Source organism: Enterobacter chuandaensis (assembly GCF_003594915.1).
Taxonomy (GTDB): Bacteria; Pseudomonadota; Gammaproteobacteria; order Enterobacterales; family Enterobacteriaceae; genus Enterobacter; species Enterobacter chuandaensis.
In genome coordinates this window covers 246991-267748 of sequence record NZ_QZCS01000002.1, presented here as the reverse complement: position 1 = coordinate 267748, position 20758 = coordinate 246991, and the positions used below count along the sequence as shown (strand labels likewise).

At 57.7% G+C, this 20758-nt stretch carries 19 protein-coding genes; 12 read left to right on the top strand and 7 right to left on the bottom strand.

The window, feature by feature from the left end; all coding sequences use genetic code 11:
* The first annotated feature begins 65 nt into the window (after positions 1-65).
* From D5066_RS04445 to pheP, 4 genes are all read left to right on the top strand, one after another.
* Entirely contained in the window at positions 66-1286 is a 1221-nt protein-coding gene (locus D5066_RS04445) for a cytochrome P450 (RefSeq protein ID WP_119915185.1), read from the top strand.
* A gap of 152 nt (positions 1287-1438) precedes the next feature.
* Positions 1439-3622 (top strand): TonB-dependent receptor, encoded by a 2184-nt coding sequence (locus D5066_RS04440; protein ID WP_119915184.1) that lies wholly within the window; start codon positions 1439-1441, stop codon positions 3620-3622.
* A gap of 127 nt (positions 3623-3749) precedes the next feature.
* Positions 3750-5723 (top strand): PhoX family protein, encoded by a 1974-nt coding sequence (locus D5066_RS04435; protein ID WP_119915183.1) that lies wholly within the window; start codon positions 3750-3752, stop codon positions 5721-5723.
* A gap of 102 nt (positions 5724-5825) precedes the next feature.
* Positions 5826-7214 (top strand): phenylalanine transporter, encoded by a 1389-nt coding sequence (gene pheP / locus D5066_RS04430; protein ID WP_119915182.1) that lies wholly within the window; start codon positions 5826-5828, stop codon positions 7212-7214.
* Between the two features lie 316 nt (positions 7215-7530).
* Here the strand turns inward: pheP and D5066_RS04425 are convergent, their stop codons facing one another.
* Both D5066_RS04425 and D5066_RS04420 read right to left on the bottom strand, forming a co-directional pair.
* Complete coding sequence (locus tag D5066_RS04425; protein ID WP_080327997.1) at positions 7531-7830, bottom strand: helix-turn-helix domain-containing protein; 300 nt, start codon at positions 7828-7830, stop codon at positions 7531-7533.
* Positions 7818-8180 carry a type II toxin-antitoxin system RelE/ParE family toxin gene (locus D5066_RS04420; protein WP_119915181.1) on the bottom strand — a complete coding sequence of 121 codons (363 nt, stop codon included), beginning with the start codon at positions 8178-8180 and terminating at the stop codon, positions 7818-7820. The genes D5066_RS04425 and D5066_RS04420 overlap by 13 nt, the downstream gene beginning before the upstream one ends.
* 205 nt (positions 8181-8385) lie before the next feature.
* On the opposite strand from D5066_RS04420, the gene D5066_RS04415 reads away from it, so the two are divergent.
* The 4 genes from D5066_RS04415 to D5066_RS04400 all read left to right on the top strand — a co-directional run bounded on the left by D5066_RS04415 (position 8386) and on the right by D5066_RS04400 (position 12844).
* The gene (locus D5066_RS04415) at positions 8386-9621 is read left to right on the top strand and encodes an MFS transporter (RefSeq protein WP_119915180.1); all 1236 of its coding nucleotides are present in this window, start codon (positions 8386-8388) and stop codon (positions 9619-9621) included.
* Positions 9622-9636: 15 nt separating this feature from the next.
* Positions 9637-10662, top strand: a complete 1026-nt coding sequence (locus D5066_RS04410) for a sugar phosphate isomerase/epimerase family protein (RefSeq protein ID WP_119915179.1) — start codon at positions 9637-9639, stop codon at positions 10660-10662.
* Positions 10655-11797: a Gfo/Idh/MocA family protein gene (locus D5066_RS04405; protein WP_119915178.1), complete on the top strand. Its 1143-nt coding sequence runs from the start codon at positions 10655-10657 to the stop codon at positions 11795-11797. The genes D5066_RS04410 and D5066_RS04405 overlap by 8 nt, the downstream gene beginning before the upstream one ends.
* Before the next feature lie 75 nt (positions 11798-11872).
* Positions 11873-12844, top strand: coding sequence for a LacI family DNA-binding transcriptional regulator (locus tag D5066_RS04400; RefSeq protein WP_119915177.1), 972 nt, complete (start codon positions 11873-11875; stop codon positions 12842-12844).
* On the opposite strand, the gene D5066_RS04395 is transcribed toward D5066_RS04400, so the two are convergent.
* Positions 12845-14089, bottom strand: coding sequence for a mechanosensitive ion channel family protein (locus D5066_RS04395; protein ID WP_080327991.1), 1245 nt, complete (start codon positions 14087-14089; stop codon positions 12845-12847). It lies immediately after the preceding gene.
* A 65-nt stretch (positions 14090-14154) separates the two neighbouring features.
* On the bottom strand, positions 14155-15591 hold the full coding sequence (locus tag D5066_RS04390; RefSeq protein ID WP_119915176.1) for an MFS transporter: 1437 nt from the start codon (positions 15589-15591) through the stop codon (positions 14155-14157).
* A 107-nt stretch (positions 15592-15698) separates the two neighbouring features.
* Here D5066_RS04390 and D5066_RS04385 point away from each other — a divergent pair, with 107 nt between their 5' ends.
* Complete coding sequence (locus tag D5066_RS04385; RefSeq protein WP_119915175.1) at positions 15699-16568, top strand: helix-turn-helix transcriptional regulator; 870 nt, start codon at positions 15699-15701, stop codon at positions 16566-16568.
* 153 nt (positions 16569-16721) lie between these two features.
* Positions 16722-17324: a hypothetical protein gene (locus D5066_RS04380; RefSeq protein WP_119915174.1), complete on the top strand. Its 603-nt coding sequence runs from the start codon at positions 16722-16724 to the stop codon at positions 17322-17324.
* A gap of 27 nt (positions 17325-17351) precedes the next feature.
* Here the strand turns inward: D5066_RS04380 and nfsB are convergent, their stop codons facing one another.
* From nfsB to D5066_RS04365, 3 genes are all read right to left on the bottom strand, one after another.
* A complete protein-coding gene (nfsB, locus tag D5066_RS04375; protein ID WP_119915173.1) occupies positions 17352-18005 on the bottom strand; it encodes an oxygen-insensitive NAD(P)H nitroreductase in 654 nt (217 codons plus the stop codon).
* Positions 18006-18125: 120 nt separating this feature from the next.
* Positions 18126-18494: an MmcQ/YjbR family DNA-binding protein gene (locus tag D5066_RS04370; protein WP_080327984.1), complete on the bottom strand. Its 369-nt coding sequence runs from the start codon at positions 18492-18494 to the stop codon at positions 18126-18128.
* Positions 18484-19074: a TetR/AcrR family transcriptional regulator gene (locus D5066_RS04365; RefSeq protein WP_080327983.1), complete on the bottom strand. Its 591-nt coding sequence runs from the start codon at positions 19072-19074 to the stop codon at positions 18484-18486. The genes D5066_RS04370 and D5066_RS04365 overlap by 11 nt, the downstream gene beginning before the upstream one ends.
* Before the next feature lie 191 nt (positions 19075-19265).
* On the opposite strand from D5066_RS04365, the gene D5066_RS04360 reads away from it, so the two are divergent.
* Together D5066_RS04360 and D5066_RS04355 are read left to right on the top strand one after the other, a co-directional pair.
* Positions 19266-20369 (top strand): RomA family MBL fold metallo-hydrolase, encoded by a 1104-nt coding sequence (locus D5066_RS04360; protein ID WP_119915172.1) that lies wholly within the window; start codon positions 19266-19268, stop codon positions 20367-20369.
* Between the two features lie 32 nt (positions 20370-20401).
* Complete coding sequence (locus D5066_RS04355) at positions 20402-20743, top strand: RamA family antibiotic efflux transcriptional regulator (RefSeq protein WP_028012253.1); 342 nt, start codon at positions 20402-20404, stop codon at positions 20741-20743.
* Positions 20744-20758: the final 15 nt, after the last annotated feature.

Here is a 20758-nt window from a genome sequence, read left to right as displayed (position 1 = left end):
TATTTGAACTGAAACACATCCCTGCTTTACTGAAAGGTGATTAATCCTGTAATGAGGGTTCACCTGTGGCATATGTCGACAAAGCACTTCGGTTTAATCCCGCCTCACCTGTCTTTCAGGAAAATCTTCATAACGTCTATCACCATATGCGACACCACCAGCCGGTGGCGAGAATCGGTAAAACGTGGGTGCTTACCCGCTATCAGGATGTTTATCAGGCGCTAAAAGAGCGGGCGTTTGTCTCTTCTGGCATACCTGAAGATGTTCATACCGAAATGGAAAAACAGTGCTTCAGCCTGTCTCCCCCTTTGCGGGGCGTTCTGTACGGCATTGTGCTGTTTGAAGACGGGAATGTGCATCGTGCGCACCGTCAGGCGCTGCAGGCTCTTTTTACCGGCGAATCCTGGGCGGCGTTAACCCGGCTTGTTTCTGAGGAGTCGCATTCAGTGGTGGCAGATTTAACGGCCGCCGGCCCTTTTGACGGTATACGCCAGATAGCTGCGCCGCTCTGGGGGAAACTGTTTACCGCCTGGCTCAACCTGCCGGAAGCGCAGCAGGAGGTGGTAGAAGAAGAAAAAAATGCCATCCGGCTCTTATTGGATCCCAGCGCCATCGATCGGGAGGGACTTGAGCGGCTGATCGTGGCGCTTTCCCGTCTGGATGACAGTTTTCAACAACTCGCGCAGGCGCACAGACAGGGTTACGACTCGCTTTTTTATCGCAGCCTTCTGAAAGGATATGGCGGCGATCGGGATGCGCTTGCCGCGCGCTTTAGCACCGACTGCGTCACGATGCTTATCGGCGGCAGTGAAACCAGCGAAGCGTTAACCGGAAACCTGGTGTATATGCTGGCACAGCATCCTGAATTACAGGAAAGCGTCAGAAATAATACTCTTCGGATGAAAGATATCGTCAGTGAAACCATGCGCTTTGAGTCTCCGCTGCAGATGGGCAGGCGAAGGGTTGTGTCTCCCGTGCAGTTTCTGGGGCGCGAACTTAAAACCGGGGATAACATCTTGTTATGCCTCGGTTCGGCGAATCGGGATGAAAGCGTCTTTGAAGAGGCGGGGCGCTTTATTCCCGGCCGCAGGAACGCACAGCGACAGCTGGGATTTGGAGCCGGTGTACACCAGTGTATTGGACAACTGCTGGCGCAGTGTCAGGCTGAAACGCTGGCGATGGCCTTAAGCGAACGCGGGACGATCTCTCTGGACGGAGACGCGAAATGGTCGAATCGAAGCCTGATTCTCCGCACGCTGGAGACGCTGCCGGTTAAAATTATCTAAGCGATAATGACGAAGGCGATCCCCCTTATCACGCACTCATTTGCGCTTGCCAAAGCATAGATAATGCGTATAGTTCTCATTTGCATTGCACCCAATACATTCTAAGGCCCGACAACGGGCTATTTTTGCGCGCACTTTAAAATGAGTTAACTATGAACAACACCATCATGCACAAAACGCTGCTGGCGCTTGCCGTTGGCGCGGCGACACATTCCGTTTACGCGGCGGAGGAAAAAAAAGAGGACACCATCGTTGTGCAGTCAGCACCTGCCAGCGACTTCAAACCCGGTGGCGACCAACTGGTACCGGCCTTCCTTGACGGACAGGTGGCGAACGGCGGGCGTATGGGGATGCTCGGCCAGCAGAACGCCATGGACGTGCCGTTCAACATCATCAGCTACACCTCGAAGCTGGTGGAAGATCAGCAGGCGAAAACCATTGCCGACGTAGTCGCCAACGACGCGGGCGTGCAGTTCGTTCAGGGGTACGGCAACAGCGCGGAAACCTTCCGCATTCGCGGCCTGAAGTTTGACGGTGACGACATGACCTTTGGCGGCCTGTCCGGCGTACTGCCGCGTCAGGTGGTGGATGCCCAGATGGTCGACCGCATCGAGATCTTCAAAGGCGCCAACTCGCTGATGAACGGCGCGGCAAGCTCCGGCGTGGGCGGGATGATCAACCTTGAGCCGAAACACGCGGGCGACACCCCGCAGGCGAAAGTGGGCGTGGACTACACCTCGGACTCCCAGATTGGCACCACGCTGGATGCGGGCCGTCGCTTTGGAGATAGCGACCAGTTTGGCGCGCGCGTGAACCTCGTGCATCGTGAAGGGGAAACCGGCGTACCGAACGACCGCCGCCGCACCACGCTGCTCTCCACCGGTCTGGACTATAAAGGCGACCGCTTCCGCACCTCGCTGGACCTCGGCTATCAGAAAAAAACCTTCCACGGCAGCCCGACCAGCGTCAACATCTCGGCGGTGGATTTTGTGCCTGAACCGCCGAAAAACGATCGGAATTTCTCGCAGAAGTGGGCCTACAGCGACATCGAAAACGAGTTCGGGATGTGGCGCAGCGAGTACGACATCACCGATAGCTGGACGGCCTATACCGGCTTGGGTGCGCAGCACGCGCATGAAGAAGGGATCTACAGTGCGCCGAAGCTGATGGATAAAAGCGGTAATGCGGTAGTCAGCCGTCTTGATACCAACCGTATCAGCGATTCCGTCAGCGGCATGGCGGGCATTCGCGGTAACTTCAACACCGGCTTCATCTCGCACAAGGTGAACGTCGGGTACTCCGCAATGACCAAAAACGAAAAAATCGCGTGGAAAATGTCGGCGACGAAGGATAACCCGATCACCAACATCTACCACAACACCGGCGTCGATATGCCGGACAGCACCAACCTCAACGGCTCCGGCGGTAAATACAGCGATCCGCTGACCAGCGGGCGCACCCGCACCCAGGGCTGGCTGCTGAGCGACACGCTGGGCGTGCTGGACGACAAATTGCTGTTCACCGCAGGCGCGCGCCATCAGAAAGTGGTCGTTCGCGGGTATAACAAAATTACCGGCGCAGAGAACGAAGCGGATGGTTTCGACGGCAGCCGCTGGATGCCAACCTATGGCGTGGTCTACAAACCGTGGGAGGAAATTTCCCTCTACGCTAACCACACCGAAGCGCTGCAGCCGGGCAAAACCGCACCTAACACCGCCACCAACTACGGCCAGAGCACCGGCATCGTTCATTCTAAGCAGAATGAAGTGGGCGTGAAGGCGGACTTCGGGCGCGTGGGCGGCTCTCTGGCGCTGTTTGAGATCAAAATGCCGTCGGCGATCCTCGATGCTAACAATCACTACGGCCTGGATGCGGAGCAGCGTAACCGTGGCGTGGAGCTGAACGTCTTCGGCGAGCCGATGCTCGGGATGCGTCTGAACGCCAGCGCCACCTGGCTGCAGGCGGAGCTGACCAAAACTAAAAACGGCGTGAACCAGGGCAACGATGCGATCGGCATTCCGAACTTCTACGCCGTGCTGGGCGCGGAGTACGACATCAAGCCGGTTGACGGCCTGACGGCGACCGCGCGCGTGAACCACTCCGGCACGCAGTATGCTGACCTGGCGAACACCAAAAAGCTCGACAGCTACACCACGCTGGATCTGGGCATGCGCTATCGCTTCGCGGTGAACCACAACGCAAACCAGATGACCGTGCGCGCGGGCATCGACAACGTGACCAATGAGAACTACTGGGCCAGCGTGGACGACTCCGGTACCTACATCACTCAGGGCGAACCGCGTACCTTTAAGGTCTCGGTTGGCTACGAGTTCTAAGCGTTCCACCTCGTTATCCGGGGCACGGATGCCCCCATCCTTCCGTCACTGTGTTATAAAATTGTAATAAAAGCTTCTTACACTGGTCGCCAACTCTTTACCTCTTGGCCAATGACAGGAAGCCGCTATGGGCAGACCCCTCAAATCCGTATTTAAAAAAGAACATCGCGACGACATCGCTAACCGCAGCGCCAACCCGGTTTTCTCCGAGGTTGCAGAGATGTTCCTCTCCCGCCGCCGTTTTCTCCAGATGGGCGCCGTGGCGGGGGCTGCCGTTTCATTCCCCTTTTTGATCAAACCCGAAAATGCCGTTGCCGCGGTATCGAAGCCTTCCGCGCTGGCAAAGGCGGTTTCCCTGGGCTTTACCAGCATTGACGTCTCCACGGAGGATACGGTCAGGGTGCCGGAAGGCTATATTGCCCGCCCGTTCTATCGCTGGGGTGAGCCGACGGGGATCAAGGGCAACATGCCGGCCTTTAAGCCGGACGCCAGCAACACCACGGACGAACAGGCCGTGCAGGCGGGCATGCACCACGACGGGATGGCGTGGTTTAGCCTGCCGCAGGGGGCGCACAACCCGGAGCATGGCCTGCTGGCGCTGAACCATGAATACATCGACAACGGAATGCTGTTTACCGACGGGACGGCGAACTGGAGCCTCGACAAGGCCCGCAAGGGGCAGAACGCGATGGGCGTGTCGGTGGTGGAAGTGAAAAAAACCGGCAGCGACTGGCAGGTGGTACGCCCGTCCTCCTATGCCCGCCGCATCACCGTCAATACGCCGATGCAGCTTACCGGCCCTGCGCGGCATCAGGACTTAATGAAAACCGCCGCCGACCCGAAAGGGGAGCGCGTGCTGGGCACCATGCAAAACTGCGCTAACGGCCATACGCCGTGGGGTACCTATCTCACCTGCGAGGAGAACTGGTCGGATATTTTTGTCAAAAAAGCCGATCGCAACCCGCTGGAAAAACGCTACGGCATCAGCGACAGCGATGAATCCTACCGCTGGAACGAGGTGGATGAGCGGTTCAGCGTCGATAAAACCCCTAACGAACCCAACCGTTTCGGCTGGGTCGTGGAGATCGATCCCTATAACCCGACCTCCACGCCGCGCAAGCACACCGCGCTGGGCCGCTTTAAGCATGAGGGGGCGGCCGTCACGCTCGCGGCCGATAACCGCGTGGTGGTCTATATGGGTGACGACCAGAAGTTTGAGTACATCTATAAGTTCGTCTCGGATAAAAAATACGATCCCGCGAACCGTGAAGCCAATATGCAGCTGCTGACCTCCGGCACGCTGTTCGTCGCCAGGTTCAACGAGGACGGGAGCGGCGACTGGCTGCCGCTTATCTTCGGGCAAAACGGTCTGGATAAGAGCAAAGGGTTTGAAAGCCAGGGCGATCTGCTGATTAAAACCCGCCTGGCGGCCGACGCGGTGGGGGCAACCAAAATGGATCGTCCGGAGTGGATAGCCGTCGATCCGCACGCCAGCGGCAGCGTCTACTGTACGCTCACCAACAATAGCGATCGCGGAAAAGAGGGGAAGGCGCCGGTGGATGCCGCCAACCCGCGCGCCAACAACGTGTTTGGTCATATTATGCACTGGCACGAAGACGGAGCAGACCCTGCTGCCGCACGCTTTAAGTGGGATATTCTGGTGATGGCCGGACGCACCGACGGCGACGATCCGAAGGCCAAAGGCTCCATGCAGGGCGCGGCATTCGGCAGTCCTGATGGACTCTCTTTCGATCACCAGGGCGTGCTGTGGATCCAGACCGACGTCTCCTCCAGCACCATCAATAAGAAAGCATACGAGGGGATGGGCAATAATCAGATGGTAGCTACCATTCCGGGCACCAACGAGTATCGCCGATTTCTGACCGGGCCGCGCGGGTGTGAGATCACCGGCATTGCGTTTACGCCAGACAACCGGACGCTGTTTATCAACATTCAGCACCCGGGGGAGGGCGGGGATGATATTACCGACCCGGCCAATCCGCGCGCCGTCTCCAACTGGCCGGACGCCAGCCCGAACGGACGCCCGCGTTCGTCAACGGTGGTGATTACCAAAGCGGACGGCGGCATCATCGGGTCGTGACGTTTACGCGCCGGGCGCATGCGCTGGCCCGGCGTTAAGCTTGCTACCACCAGCATGAAGTGTTAAAACGTGCCCCTTCTAAAAAAGAGACAGGGGTAGGGCGTGAAAGACGCGTCATCCGCTTCAGGCCATGGTAGCGCTGAAGCTTCGTCGGATCAGAATCCGACGCTGCAACGTGGTTTGCAAAATCGACATATTCAGTTAATTGCCCTCGGCGGCGCAATCGGTACTGGGCTATTTCTCGGTATCGGCCCCGCTATTCAGATGGCCGGTCCGGCGGTTCTGCTGGGTTACGCTATCGCCGGGATTATCGCCTTCCTGATCATGCGCCAGCTCGGCGAGATGGTCGTTGAAGAGCCGGTGTCAGGCTCCTTCGCACACTTTGCCTATAAATACTGGGGCCCGTTCGCAGGCTTCCTTTCCGGCTGGAACTACTGGGTGATGTTCGTGCTGGTGGGGATGGCAGAGCTGACCGCCGCAGGCATTTATATGCAGTACTGGCTCCCGGACGTGCCGACGTGGATCTGGGCGGCGGCCTTCTTCATCATCATTAACGCCGTTAACCTCGTCAACGTGCGTCTTTACGGTGAAACTGAGTTTTGGTTTGCGCTGATTAAAGTGCTGGCGATTATCGGTATGATCGGCTTTGGTCTGTGGCTGCTGTTCTCCGGCCACGGCGGCGAGCGGGCGACTATCGACAACCTCTGGCAGCACGGCGGCTTCCTGGCGACCGGCTGGAAAGGGCTGATCCTGTCGCTGGCGGTGATCATGTTCTCCTTCGGCGGGCTGGAGCTGATTGGCATCACTGCTGCCGAAGCGCGCGACCCGCACAAAAGCATTCCGAAAGCGGTCAACCAGGTGGTGTACCGTATTCTGCTGTTCTACATCGGCTCGCTGGTGGTACTGCTGGCGCTCTACCCGTGGGTGGAAGTGAAGTCCAACAGCAGCCCGTTCGTGATGATTTTCCACGATCTGAACAGTAACGTGGTCGCTTCGGCGCTGAACTTCGTTATCCTCGTGGCGTCGCTGTCGGTTTATAACAGCGGGGTTTACTCTAACAGCCGCATGCTGTTTGGCCTCTCCGTGCAGGGCAACGCGCCGAAGTTCCTTACCCGCGTCAGCCGTCGCGGCGTGCCGGTCAACTCGCTGTTCCTTTCCGGCGCAATCACCTCGCTGGTGGTACTGATTAACTATTTGCTGCCGAAAGAGGCGTTTGGCCTGCTGATGGCGCTGGTTGTCGCCACGCTGCTGCTGAACTGGATCATGATCTGCCTGGCGCACCTGCGCTTCCGCGCCGCGATGCGCCGAAAGGGTCGTGAGACGCAGTTCAAAGCGCTGCTCTACCCGGCGGGGAACTACATTTGTATTGCATTCCTGGGGCTGATTCTGGTGCTGATGTGCACCATGGAGGAGATGCGTCTCTCGGCGATGCTGCTGCCGGTGTGGGTGGTGTTCCTGTTTATTGCGTTTAAATTATCCCGAAAAAAGTGATCTGCTTTTCTCCCTCTCCCTGTGGGCTGAGGGTTCCCCCACAAAATAATGCCAGCACGGACGACCCCCTCTCCCTTGAGGGAGAGGGCTGAGGTGAGGGGGAACATACGGCTCTGGTGGTCATTCCGTTCACTTCACGTTCCTTGCTGCTCTGTTAGGACATGACCGGTGAACGTGCCAGGGCATCGCTGAAAGACTTAACTCGTTCTGAAACAACGTTATTGCTTCTGCTTATAAATTACTGGGGATCCCTCAGCCCTGTGGGAGAGGGCCGGAGTGAGGGCACCAGGCCGCACCCGGCTTTGAACGTGCAGTATCAAATCTGAAACGCGATCCGTTTCCCATTCGGTAACGTCACATCAATGCTCATTTCACCGCCGAGCGCACTGACATAGCGCTTGAGCGTTGAAAGCCGGGGATCGTTTCCCGGCTGTTCGATTTTTGCCACAGTGGGTTGTTTTACCCCCATTGCCTCGGCCAGCTCTGTCTGGGAAACATTGAGCTCTTCCCGCAGCTGGTTCAGGGCAACAATTCTGCGCATCACGTCAACTTTAGCCGCAATACGCTCCTGACTTTCCGCGCTTTGTTGTGCCATCAGTTCTTTTAGCGTTGCCATATGGCCTCCTTATCCGCCAGATGTCTGCTGTACTCAACGTCAGCCAGCGTGATCATTTCGTTATAAAACCGTTTTTGATTGCAACCGGTTTTGTCGCCAGCACAGAGCACAATTGCCTTACGGTCGGGATCAAAAGCAAAAAAGGCTCTGATGGGATTTCCCGCATGTTGAATCCGTAACTCTTTCATGTTCGCATAGGCTGAAGCCTTCACGGTGTCTACGTACGGTCGCCCAAGCGTCGGGCCAAATTCAGCAAGAATATGCATCGTCGCCAGTACATCTTCTTTTAATGCTGTTGTTTGTTCAAAGAACCATTCGTCAAATCTGTCCGTTGTCTCGACATTCCACATCGTTTCTCCTGTAGCTTCCTCGCGGTATCATTTTATAGCCTATTGGCTATATCGACAATCAAAATGCCTCGTTTTGTCATACAGCGATCTTTATCGTGACCCCTCTCCCAAATCTGTTTCGATCCACAGGATCTTTATTTTGTAATCGATTACTTTTTATCTGAACTGTTTTGTAATCGATTACTTTTTCCGGGTGAGGCTTATCATGGTGTCAACTGAAAGTAGTGAAAAGGCCATAGCGCAGCACCGGCTGCTGGTGCCGCGTCTGTCGCTGATGATGTTTCTGCAGTTTTTTATCTGGGGTAGCTGGTCGGTTACGCTCGGCCTGGTGATGACCCAGCACAACATGTCTCTGCTGATTGGCGATGCGTTCTCCGCTGGCCCAATTGCCTCCATTCTCTCGCCGTTCGTGCTCGGGATGCTGGTGGACCGCTTCTTCGCCTCGCAGAAGGTGATGGCGGTGATGCACCTGGCGGGCGCGGCCATCCTCTGGTTTGTGCCGGGGGCGCTGATTGCCGAAAACGGCGCGCTGCTGATTGGCCTGCTGTTTGGCTACACGCTCTGCTACATGCCGACGCTGGCGCTGACCAATAACATCGCGTTCCACAGCCTGGCGAACGTGGATAAAACCTTCCCGGTAGTACGCGTGTTCGGCACCATCGGCTGGATCGTGGCGGGCATTTTCATCGGCGTCACCGGCGTGGCGTCCAGCGTCACCATCTTCCAGGTGGCGGCGATAAGCTCCGTGCTGCTGGCGCTTTACAGCCTGACGTTGCCGCACACGCCTGCCCCGGCGAAAGGCCTGCCGGTGAAGGTGCGCGATCTCTTCTGCGCGGATGCCTTTGCGCTGCTCAAAACCCGCCACTTTTTCGTCTTCTCCGTCTGCGCGATGCTGATCTCCGTTCCGCTCGGCACCTACTATGCCTACACCGCCTCGTATCTGGCGGATGCCGGAATTGCCGACGTCAGTACCGCCATGTCGTTCGGGCAGATGTCGGAAATCTTCTTCATGCTGGTCATTCCGCTGCTGTTCCGCCGTCTGGGCGTGAAGGTCATGCTGCTGATCGGCATGCTGGCGTGGTTTGTGCGTTACGCCATGTTCGCACTGGGCGTGAGCGAGGAGGGGCGCATCCTGCTATACCTCGGCATTCTGCTCCACGGCGTCTGCTACGATTTCTTCTTTGTCGTCGGCTTTATCTACACCGACCGCGTGGCGGGCGAAAAGGTGAAAGGCCAGGCGCAGAGCATGATCGTGATGTTCACCTACGGCATCGGCATGCTGCTCGGCTCGCAGATCTCTGGCGCGCTTTATAACCGCCTGGTGGCCGGGCAGACCGTGCCGCAGGCGTGGGTGACATTCTGGTGGATCCCGGCGGTGGCTGCCGCGGCGATCGCGCTAATTTTCCTTCTCACGTTTAAGTATGACGATGACAAGGCGTAACGTTCAGGAGGTGGTATGAGGACGATAAAAGGACCCGGCATTTTTCTGTCGCAGTTTATTGGCGCAGAAGCGCCGTTTAATAACCTCGACGGGCTGGCAGGATGGGCGGCTGCAAAGGGTTACAAAGCGGTGCAGCTCCCCTGCAACCATCCGCATATTTTTGATGTGGAGAAAGCGGCGGAGAGCCAGAGCTACTGCGATGACATCGCCGCCAGGCTGGCCGCGCACGGGCTGGTCATCAGCGAACTGTCGACCCATCTGGAAGGGCAACTCGTGGCGGTAAACCCGGCCTACAGCGACGCGTTTGACCACTTCGCGCCCGCGTCCGTGCGCGGTAATGATGCGGCCCGCCGGGCGTGGGCGACGGAAAAGCTGAAGCAGGCGGCGGTTGCCTCGGCCAGATTAGGCCTGAAAGCGCACGCCACCTTCTCCGGCTCGCTGGCCTGGCCGTTTTTCTACCCGTGGCCGCCGCACAATGAGCAGCGTTTTCAGGATGCATTCAAGGAATTGGCAACCCGCTGGCGGCCGATTCTGGATACCTTCGACGAGCAGGGCGTGGACGTCTGCTTTGAGCTGCATCCGGGGGAAGATCTGCACGACGGCGTGACCTTCGAGCGTTTTCTGGCGCTGGTGGATAACCATCCGCGCTGCAACATTCTCTTTGATCCGAGCCATATGCTGCTGCAGCAGATGGACTACCTGACCTTTATCGACATCTACCACGCGCGCATCAAGGCGTTTCACGTGAAGGATGCGGAGTTCCGCTCCAGCGGGCGCAGCGGTGTCTACGGCGGCTACCAGCCGTGGATCAACCGCGCCGGTCGCTTCCGTTCGCTCGGCGACGGGCAGATCGACTTTAAGGGCATTTTCAGCAAGCTGACCCAGTACGACTATGACGGCTGGGCGGTGCTGGAGTGGGAGTGCTGCCTGAAGGACGGCGAAACCGGCGCGCGGGAAGGCAGCGAATTTATCCGCCGCCACATCATTCCGGTTTCCGGACGCGCGTTTGATGATTTCGCTGCTGGAGGCAAGCATGATTAACGTCGGGGTTATCGGCAGCGGGTTTATCGGCCCGGCGCATATCGAGGCGCTGCGGCGTCTCGGTTTTGTGCAGGTTGTGGCGCTCTGCGACGGCACGCTGGCTCAGGCGCAGGAAAAGGCGCGAGCCTTGAATGTGCCCCATGCCTACGGCAGCGCCGAGGAACTGCTGGCGCACCCCGATCTGCACGTGGTGCACAACTGCACGCCGAACCACCTGCACGCGGAGATTAACCGCCAGATCCTGCGCGCGGGCAAACACGTCTTTTCCGAAAAGCCGCTGTGCATGACCCCGGACGAGGCGCGCGAGCTGGTGGCGCTGGCGGAGCAGGCGGGCGTGGTACACGGCGTCAGCTTTGTCTATCGCCAGTTTGCGATGGTGCGCCAGGCGGCGAGTATGATGCGTGCGGGCAGCGTCGGGCGGCTGTTCGCCTCGCACGGCAGCTACCTGCAGGACTGGATGCTGCTGGAAACCGACTACAACTGGCGCGTGGATGCCGCGCTGGGCGGCGCATCGCGCGCGGTGGCGGATATCGGCTCCCACTGGTGTGACACGGTGCAGTTCGTCACCGGGCGGCGCATTACCGAGGTGATGGCGGATCTCGCCATCGTTTGGCCGACGCGCAGAGCCAGCAAGGGCGGGAATCAAACCTTCTCCCACGACGAGCAGGCGGAGTATGAAGACAAACCGGTTACTACCGAGGACTTCGGCTCGGTATTGTTCCGCTTTGACGACGGCAGTAAAGGCAGCTTTAGCGTCTCGCAGGTGAGCGCCGGGCGTAAAAACCGCCTGATGTTTGAGATCAACGGCAGCGAGCGGTCAGTGGCGTGGGATCAGGAGAATCCGCAGCAGCTGTGGATCGGCCATCGCGCGCAGGCCAACCAGACGCTCACCGACGATCCGGGCCTGATGAACCCTGACGTTGCCGACAGCGCCCACTTCCCCGGCGGGCATATTGAAGGCTGGCCCGACGCTTTCAAAAATATGATGGTGCAGTTTTACCGCGCCGTGCAGGCGGGCGCGATGCCGGATAAGCCGCAGTTTGCAACGTTTCACAACGGCGCAAACGTGATGTATATCATTGATGCGATAGTGAAAAGCCATCAGCAGCAGCGCTGGGTGCGCGTGGCGCAATGACGCGTTGCCCGGTTCGCCGGGCAACCATTTTATGGTAGCCTGCACAAAACGCTAACCGCAGGATGTGTCGTCGCTATGTCAATTCAGAAAATCGCTCAGCTTGCCGGGGTCTCCGTGGCGACGGTTTCCCGCGTGCTCAACAACAGCGACACCGTGAAGGCGAAAAACCGCGAGCGCGTCCTGCAGGCGATCCAGGAGAGCAACTACCAGCCGAACCTGTTGGCCCGTCAGTTGCGCACCGCCCGCAGCTATATGATCCTGGTGATGGTGTCGAACATCGCTAACCCGTTTTGCGCCGAGGTTGTGAAGGGCATTGAAGAAGAGGCCGAGAAAAACGGCTACCGCATTCTGCTCTGCAACTCCGGATCGGATATCGAGCGCTCCCGCTCGGGCTTGAGCCTGCTCTCCGGCAAAATCGTCGACGGCATTATCACCATGGACGCCTTCTCGAAGCTGCCAGAACTGGCCGCGCTAATTGGCAACGCGCCGTGGGTGCAGTGCGCCGAATACGCCGATGCGGGCGCGGTCTCCTGCGTTGGCATCAATGATGTGGACGCTTCACAACACGCGGTCAGCCAGCTGGCCGACGGCGGCCACAAACGCATCGCGATGATCAACCACGATCTCAGCTACAAATATGCCCGTCTGCGCGAGCGCGGCTACAAGAGCGTGATCCACCTGAAGGGTCTGGAGTATCAGGCGGTGGAATACGCGAGCGATCTCAGCTCGCGCGCCGGGATGGTCGCGATGCAAAATCTACTGAAAGAGAATCCACCGGACGCGGTGTTTGCCGTTTCCGATACCCTGGCGGCGGGCGCGCTGCGCGCCATTCAGCAGGCCGGGCTACGCGTGCCGGAGGATATTGCGGTTGTCGGTTTTGACGGCACCGAACTGGCGGACATGATTTCGCTGACCACCATTGAGCAGCCGTCGCGGGATATCGGGCGCAAGGCGGTCGATTTGCTGTTAAATAAGATCGACAACCCGGATGCGCCCACGGAAAGGGTCATGATGGACTGGCGCTTTATTTCCCGCGCCAGCACCTGATTATTTCGCGATAACGCCCGCCAAGGAGCGAATATCGTTCCCGGTTGGCGACTGGTGAATACGCAGACCAAATTCATCCACCACCGCAAAAATATGGTCGAAAATATCCGCCTGTATTTCTTCATATTCCGCCCAGATCACCGTGTTGGTGAAGGCGTATATTTCAATCGGCAGCCCGTTGGCATCCGGCGCGAGCTGGCGCACCATTAACGTCATATCCTTGCGAATGCGCGGGTGGTTGCGCAAATATTCATTCAGGTAGGCGCGGAAGGTGCCAATATTGGTCATCTTGCGCAGGTTTAATACCGATTCTCCCTCACCGTTCTGCTGGTTCCACAGGTTAATTTCCTCATGTCGGGCGGCCAGATAAGGCTTCAGCAGCTTCGCCTGGATCAGCTTCTGCTGCTCCTGCTCGTCGAGAAAATGAATGCTGGTGGTGTCGATATTCAGGCTGCGCTTAATGCGTCGCCCGCCGGAGGCAGACATCCCGCTCCAGTTGATAAAGGCATCGGAGACCAGCGCCCACGTCGGGATGGTGGTGATGGTGTTATCGAAGTTGCGCACCTTCACGGTGGTCAGGCCGATGTCCGTCACCGTACCGTTAGCGCCGTATTTTGGCATCTCCAGCCAGTCGCCGAGCTTGAGCATATCGTTGGCGGAAAGCTGAATCCCCGCCACCAGCCCGAGTATCGGGTCTTTAAAGACCAGCATCAGCACGGCGGCCATGGCGCCCAGACCGCTTATGAGAATCGCCGGGGACTGGCCGATCAGCAGGGAGATAATCAAAATCCCTACCAGAATGGCGCTCACCAGCTTGATGCCCTGGAAGATCCCCTTCAGCGGCAGCTGCGACGCGGTGGCCATTTTCTGCGACAGATTGAAAATCACGTCCAGCAGCGAGAAGAAGGAGAGCAGGGCATACACCATCACCCACAGCTTCGCGCAGGTGGTGAGCATTTCCGCGGCTTCACTGCCTTTTTGCAGCCACAGAACCGCCTGAACGTTGACGATTATCCCCTGCAGGGTAAAGGCCAGACGGTGAAATAACTTATTCTGGGTAATGATCTGCAGCCATAAATGGCTGCTGGCCTGCGCGCGCTTCTCGAACGCGCGAAGCACTACTTTATGAAGAATAAAATGAACGATGAGGGCAGTAAGAAAAATAATACCAAAGATAATCACTAAAGAGGTGGTGTGATTAATTTCAATCCCTAACTCTTCAACCTGAGCAATTAATTCCTGCATAACGTCTCCTGTATTGATGCAGCCCCATAATGGCGGCTGCGGATCTATTATGCAAATTCACAGGGTTATTTGGCGGCCTCACAGACCTTCACTACCGGCAGGCAGAGACGATGACGCATGCGCAGCGTCGCCAGCGCCAGAATAACCATCAGGCCCGTTTCCACCGCCAGGAAGAGGTTGATCGCCTGCGTATAATCCCCATGATAATTTTGCAGCCCGTGCAGCAAAATCGCGCCGAAAATGGCGGGGCCAAGCCCCAGCGCAGCCTGCTGCAGCGTGCTGAGAATGGCGCTCGCGGCTCCCGCGTCATCAGGCTGAATATCGCGCATCCCTATGCGGTAGAAGCTGTTCACAATCAGCGCCTGCCCGTAACCGACCAGCCCGGTCGCCGGGGCCAGCGTCAGCGCGGTGTTGTACACGCCCCAAATCCGGAACGTCGCGATGAGCGCCAGCAGGCCGATAATCTGGATCGCCAGTCCCGTCAGCAGAATGGTGCTGGTGCTGTAGCGGGCAATCAGGCGCGGCGCGAACCACGCGGAAATAAAGTAGGTCACGCCCAGGGCGATAAAGCTGTTCCCGGACTGCCACGGCGCCATCCCCAGGCCGGTCTGCATTGTCAGCGCCATGCAGAACATAAACCCGGACCAGACGCTGAAAAAGAGCATCGCGATCAGCACGCCAAAACGGATGCTGTTGAGCTGCATCAGACGCGGCGGGATCAGCGGGTGCGCATCTTCACGTTCTTTTTTGCGCGCGTTCAGCACCATTAAATATGCCAGTGGAATAATGGCCACCAGCGCGGCCTTCAGCGGCCACGACCAGTGCCACTGTGGGCCGAGCGCCATCGGGAACAGCAGGCAGCAGAGAACGATCGCCAGCAGCACGGTGCCGGTCCAGTCGATACGTGACGGGGTATCGCGGCGGGTTTCCGGCACGTAGCGACGGCTCAGCGCCAGCACCATCAGACAAATCGGCACGTTAATAAAGAAGGCGTTACGCCAGCCCAGCCCGGCGATATCCGCCGACACCAGCCAGCCGCCTCCCATCTGGCCGACGATAAACGCAATTCCGCCGATGCCGCCGAACAGGCTAATGGCTTTCGCATGAGCGGTCCCTTTTAACGTGACGTGCAGCGTGGCAAGGATCTGCGGCATGATGAGCGCAGCCCCCGCGCCCTGAACGATGCGCGCTGCCAGCAGTTGCTCAATGTTGCCCGCCATGCCGCACAGCAGCGAGGCCAGACCAAAACTCGCTACGCCCCACATAAACAGGCGGCGGCGACCGAAGTTATCCCCCAGCTTACTGCCGAGCGCCAGACAGACGGCGAAGGCCACGCCGTAGAGGGCGACAATCAGTTCCAGCTCGGTGGCGCTGGCATGCAGTGAGTGGGTGATGGAATCCAGCGCCACGTTGGTGATGGAGGTATCAATCAGCGGCAGCATCTGGCCGGTTAACAGCAATATCAGGCCTGCGCGGCCCGGTGAAACAACAGACGTATTCATGGGAACTCCATTGCGTCATTCATCAGATGGTCGTAGCATCAACCATCTGATAAACGGGTACCAGTTCTTGCTTATACTGGTACTGGCACTACCATGCAGGGGGATTTATGGCCTTGATGTCTGAACCCGTCACCTCACTTCAGGATGACACCCGAAAACAGCTGGGGGCATTTTTGCGCGCACGCCGTGAAAGCCTCGATCCGCAGCGTCTCGGCCTGCCGCGCAGCGGTCGCCGCCGCACGCCTGGGCTGCGCCGGGAAGAGGTGGCGATGCTCGCGGACGTCGGCGTGACCTGGTACACCTGGCTGGAGCAGGGCAGGGACGTCAACCCGTCCAGCGCGGTGATGGCCGCCATCGCGAAAGCGCTGCAGTGCACGCCAACCGAGGCCCGGCATCTTTTCGTGCTCGCTGGCCTGCCGCCGGGAGAAGCGCCGCAGGCGGTCTGCTGCGAGGGCATCAGCGAAGGCACCCGTCGCCTGCTCGATACTTTGTTGCCTAAACCCGCCAGCATCCAGAAGCCCAATTTCGATATCGTGGCTTGGAACGACAGCTTCGGGCATCTGATGGGCGTTGATTTCATTGACATCCCGCCGGAAGACCGCAACTGTATTTACCTGTTCCTCACCCACCCAGCGTGGCGCGCGCGGCTCGGCAAGCGTGACGACGTGCTGCCGATTTTCGTTTCCTATTTCCGCGCGGCAATGGCGGAGCACCGGGGTGACCCGCTGTGGGAAGCGAAACTGGCGCGCTTCTTTGCGGTGTCTGAAGAGTTCAAAACCCTGTGGCACCAGCGCAACGACGTGCGCGGCGTGGAGAACCAGCTCAAGCTGTTTACCCATCCCGAGCTGGGGGATTTTACGCTGCAGCAGATGTACTGGTACTCCGCACCGCGAAACGGCTCGAGGTTGCTGGTCTATCTCCCGGTGGATGAGGCGGGGGAGAGGGCAATGGAATGGCTGGCGGAGCAGGGGAAGTAGGTTTTTTGCGAGGCGCTTTCAGGGAATCACTGCCGATACTGCTAAGTCGATGAGACAGGTATAAGGTGAGGTTTAAATTAAACCAACCGACTGAATCGACATCATTTCGATGAGATGTTAAGTCGTTTATACTCACGGAATGAGAAACCACCGATGTCGCCACTGATGATTGATTCCGCTGACTTCAGCCAAAAACTCGGCCTTATCTCCCGAAACGTCGAACATACCGAAGCGTTTCTGGCGCGGGGTACGGTGGATTTTCATCTGCCGGGTTTTTTGCTGCCTGTCGGCTACCGGCTCTTAAAATCCCGTTATGGCGACGAATACCGTCTCGTGACTACCGACGACGGTAAGCCGTATACGGCCTATGCCGTCAAGCTTGAGTTTCATAAAGAAATTACCTTTCCCCACGGTGCTGCTACGCAGGTGATGGTGTGGCGTACGCCACGCGCCGTCCACGAACGCGTGATAAGCGGATTACCGCAATTATTTTTCCAGTGGCTGTTAAGCGAATACGACATTGTTGTTTCGGATAGCGAGCAAACGGGAGACGGACAGCGGTTCTGGCTGCGCATGATCGACTGGGCGTTTACCATGAACTATCGCATAAGCGTGGCAGACGGTACGGTGGGAGAAGCATGGACGTTAACGCCCGTAAACTCTTACGCTGAGCTGGAAGAGCGTTGGATTGCCTTTGCCTGGGGCAACGATCGCGATGTCCATCCGCATCGCAGGCTGGTCATCAGTAAAACGTAACGGGCCGCACGCAGCGGCCCGTCAAAATCAGCACTCGGTCACAATCGTGCTCAGCGGCAGGCGGGACTTCGGCAGCGTGGCGTTAAAATCTTCCACGCTGTGGTGCCCAACCGGGACCACCACCAGGCTGGTAAAGCCTTTCTCTTTCAGACCAAACTCTTCGTCGAGAATAGCGGCGTCGAAACCTTCGATTGGCACGGCGTCCAGACCCATCGCGCCCACGCCCAGCAGGAAGTTGCCGACGTTCAGGTAAACCTGTTTCGCCATCCACTGGTCGTCATCTTTCAGATCCACGCGGTGCATGTCGGCGAAGTAGGTGCGGCCCTTATGGTTCGCGGCTTTGGCTTCCGGGGTGTTGAAACGGCCATCGGCTTCTTCCTGGTCGACAACGCGCTCAAGCCATGCATCGTCCATCGCGGTTTTCGCGCAGAACACCACCACGTGAGAAGCATCCAGCATTTTGCGTTCGTTGAAGACGTAAGTGTCCGCAGCGGATTTCGCCACGCGCGCTTTCCCTTCCTCGGTGCTGGCTACAATGAAGTGCCACGGCTGGGAGTTGGTGCTGGACGGGCTGTACTGCAGCAGGGTTTTGATTTTCTCTGCTTCTTCAGCAGTCAGTTTTTTGGTTGGGTCGAACGCCTTGGTGGAGTGGCGTTTCAGGGCGACAGAAATGATATCCATAACAACTCCTGGTGATGAAATTCGCCCGTGCGCGGGCGCGAAAGGAGAGCAGATTACCGCGCGAAGCGGCAAAAGATAAGTGCGATTCGAGCGGTTATACTGTTCGGCACAAACGAACAATCAGGCCGGACGTATCCACTTTTGATCTTTTTTCGGTAGCTTATCGACGACCAGATTCCACGAATCCGCGATCAGGTCGGTGACCAGTTCAGGCGTGATGTCCTCGGTGCCGTAGAGCGAAATCCAGTGCTTTTTATTGAGGTGATAGCCCGGTTCAACGCCACGGTAAATCTGCTGGTTTAACAAAGATTTTTCCGGGTCGGATTTCAGGCTTACGTGGGGGCGTCCGTGCGCAGTGGCCATCAGCATAAAAATTTTCCCGCCGATTTTAAACACGTCATACTCCGGGCCGAACGGCCAGCAGTGTTCGGTGAAAGGCATCTCCAGCGCCACGCGTTTTGCGTGCGCCTGCAGGGATTTACTGTCCATCGTTATCTTCCTGAGCAAGCCCGCGCCACATGGCCTCAAAACCCAGCGCTTTAAAATTAGCGGCGCGGGACGGATCGCGGGTGGCAAATTCCATGGTGGTTTCGGCCAGCGATAAGAAAAGCGCATCGCCAAACGTTTTAAATTCATCTGACATAAACACCGGACGCACCGAGCGGCGGCACAGCTCATGGAGTTCCGGGAACATCTCTTTCACTGCCTGTTCCGTTTCAGCACTCAGTTTTTCACTGACGCCAATCTGGCGGATCGCCGCATGTGCGACAGGGTGACGAATGCCCCAGTCCACATAGCTGTTCCAGATATTACGGGTATGCTCTTTTGGCTCGGTGATGGTGCGATCGAGGTTCGTCAGCATGGTGTGGCAGAGATCCTGCTTCAGGTGCAGGTAGAGGGCATTCAGCAGATCGTCTTTGGTAGCAAAGTAGCGAAACAGAGTGCCTTCAGCGACGCCCGCGTTCCGGGCAATGAGCGCCGTTGAGGCCGCAATCCCTGACTGCGCAAACGCAGCGGTTGCTGCTTCCAGTAAGGCCTGTTTTTTATCTTCACTCTTCGGACGTGCCACTCAATTCTCCCCCTTGTCAATTGTAAAAAAACGTATTGAAGCATGTGGTTCATACCGCTGCAACGCGGAATGTCAAAGATCGAAAACGTCTTGACGATATATTCATCATATCTAATAATGAGTGCTTACTCACTCATAATCAAGTTCAACCCGCGTAAACCATCGGACGGGTCGCGTACTCGGGTCAGGAAATGAAAAAGCCTCTATTCATCTGCGTGGTGCTTGTCATGATTATTGCTTCAGCTGCGAGTTTACCTTTTATTCTGAACGCCGGATTTGGCCAGCCACCGCAGGGTGAGCAGCTCTCCGGTGTAGAAGCCTCCCCGCACTATCGCGACGGGAAGTTCCACAATACGCTGCCGACGCCGGGCTTCACCGGTGAGCAAAATATGCTGGTAGCGTGGTGGCAGTTCCTGACCCGTAAAACCGAAAATGCCCGCCCGGCACAGCCGCTGCCGCTGGTGAAAACCGATCTTGCCAGCCTGCCGCTGGAGCAGGATACGCTGGTGTGGCTCGGCCACTCCTCGTGGTATATGCAACTGGCGGGAAAACGCATCCTGATCGACCCGGTCCTGGGTAATTACGCCGCGCCGTTCTCGTTCCTCAATAAAGCGTTTGCGGGAGAGTACCCGTGGCGCGCGGAGAGCATGCCCGAAATCGACCTGCTGATTATCTCGCACGATCACTACGACCATCTGGATTACGCCACCATCCGGGCGCTGCTGCCGAAGGTGAAGCGCGTGGTCACGCCGCTCGGCGTAGGTTCACACCTGCGCTACTGGGGCATGAACCCGGAGATTATTGACGAGCGGGACTGGAACCAGTCGGTGCAGATCGGCGATGCGCTGACGGTGCACGTGCTGCCCGCGCGACACTTCTCCGGGCGCGGCATTAAGCGCGACCAGACCCTGTGGGGCAGCTTTATGTTCGTCACGCCAGAGCAGAAAGTTTACTACAGCGGTGACTCCGGCTACGGCCCGCACTTTAAGTCCATCGGCGAGCAGTTTGGCGAGGTGGATTTAGCCATCATGGAAAACGGTCAGTACGACCAGGATTGGAAGTACATCCACATGCTGCCGGATGAGACGGCGCAGGCCTCGGCGGATCTCAACGCGAAAGCGGTGGTGCCGGGGCATAACGGACGTTTCGTGCTGGCGAAGCATACGTGGAACGATCCGCTGATCCAGCTGGCGCGGGCCAGCAAGGACAAAAATTATCGGCTGCTGACGCCGGAGCTGGGTGAACCGGTCCGGGTGAGCGATAGCACGCAACAATTTCGCGAGTGGTGGGAATAATGTTGAACCGAGAAGCAGAGGGGGAGAGCAGTATGACGATTTCCGCTCAGGTCATTGATACGATTGTCGAATGGATCGATGACAACCTGCACCAGCCGTTACGTATCGAAGAGATTGCCCGCCACGCGGGATATTCGAAGTGGCATTTGCAGCGGCTGTTTATGCAATACAAAGGTGAAAGTCTGGGACGCTACATCCGCGAACGCAAGCTGCTGCTGGCGGCGCGCGACCTGCGTGAATCTGACGAACGCGTGTACGAAATCTGCCTGCGCTACGGCTTTGAATCGCAGCAGACGTTTACCCGCATCTTTACCCGCACCTTCCATCAGCCGCCGGGTGCGTATCGCAAAGAGAACCACAGTCGGGCACACTGAAATACATTCCCCTCA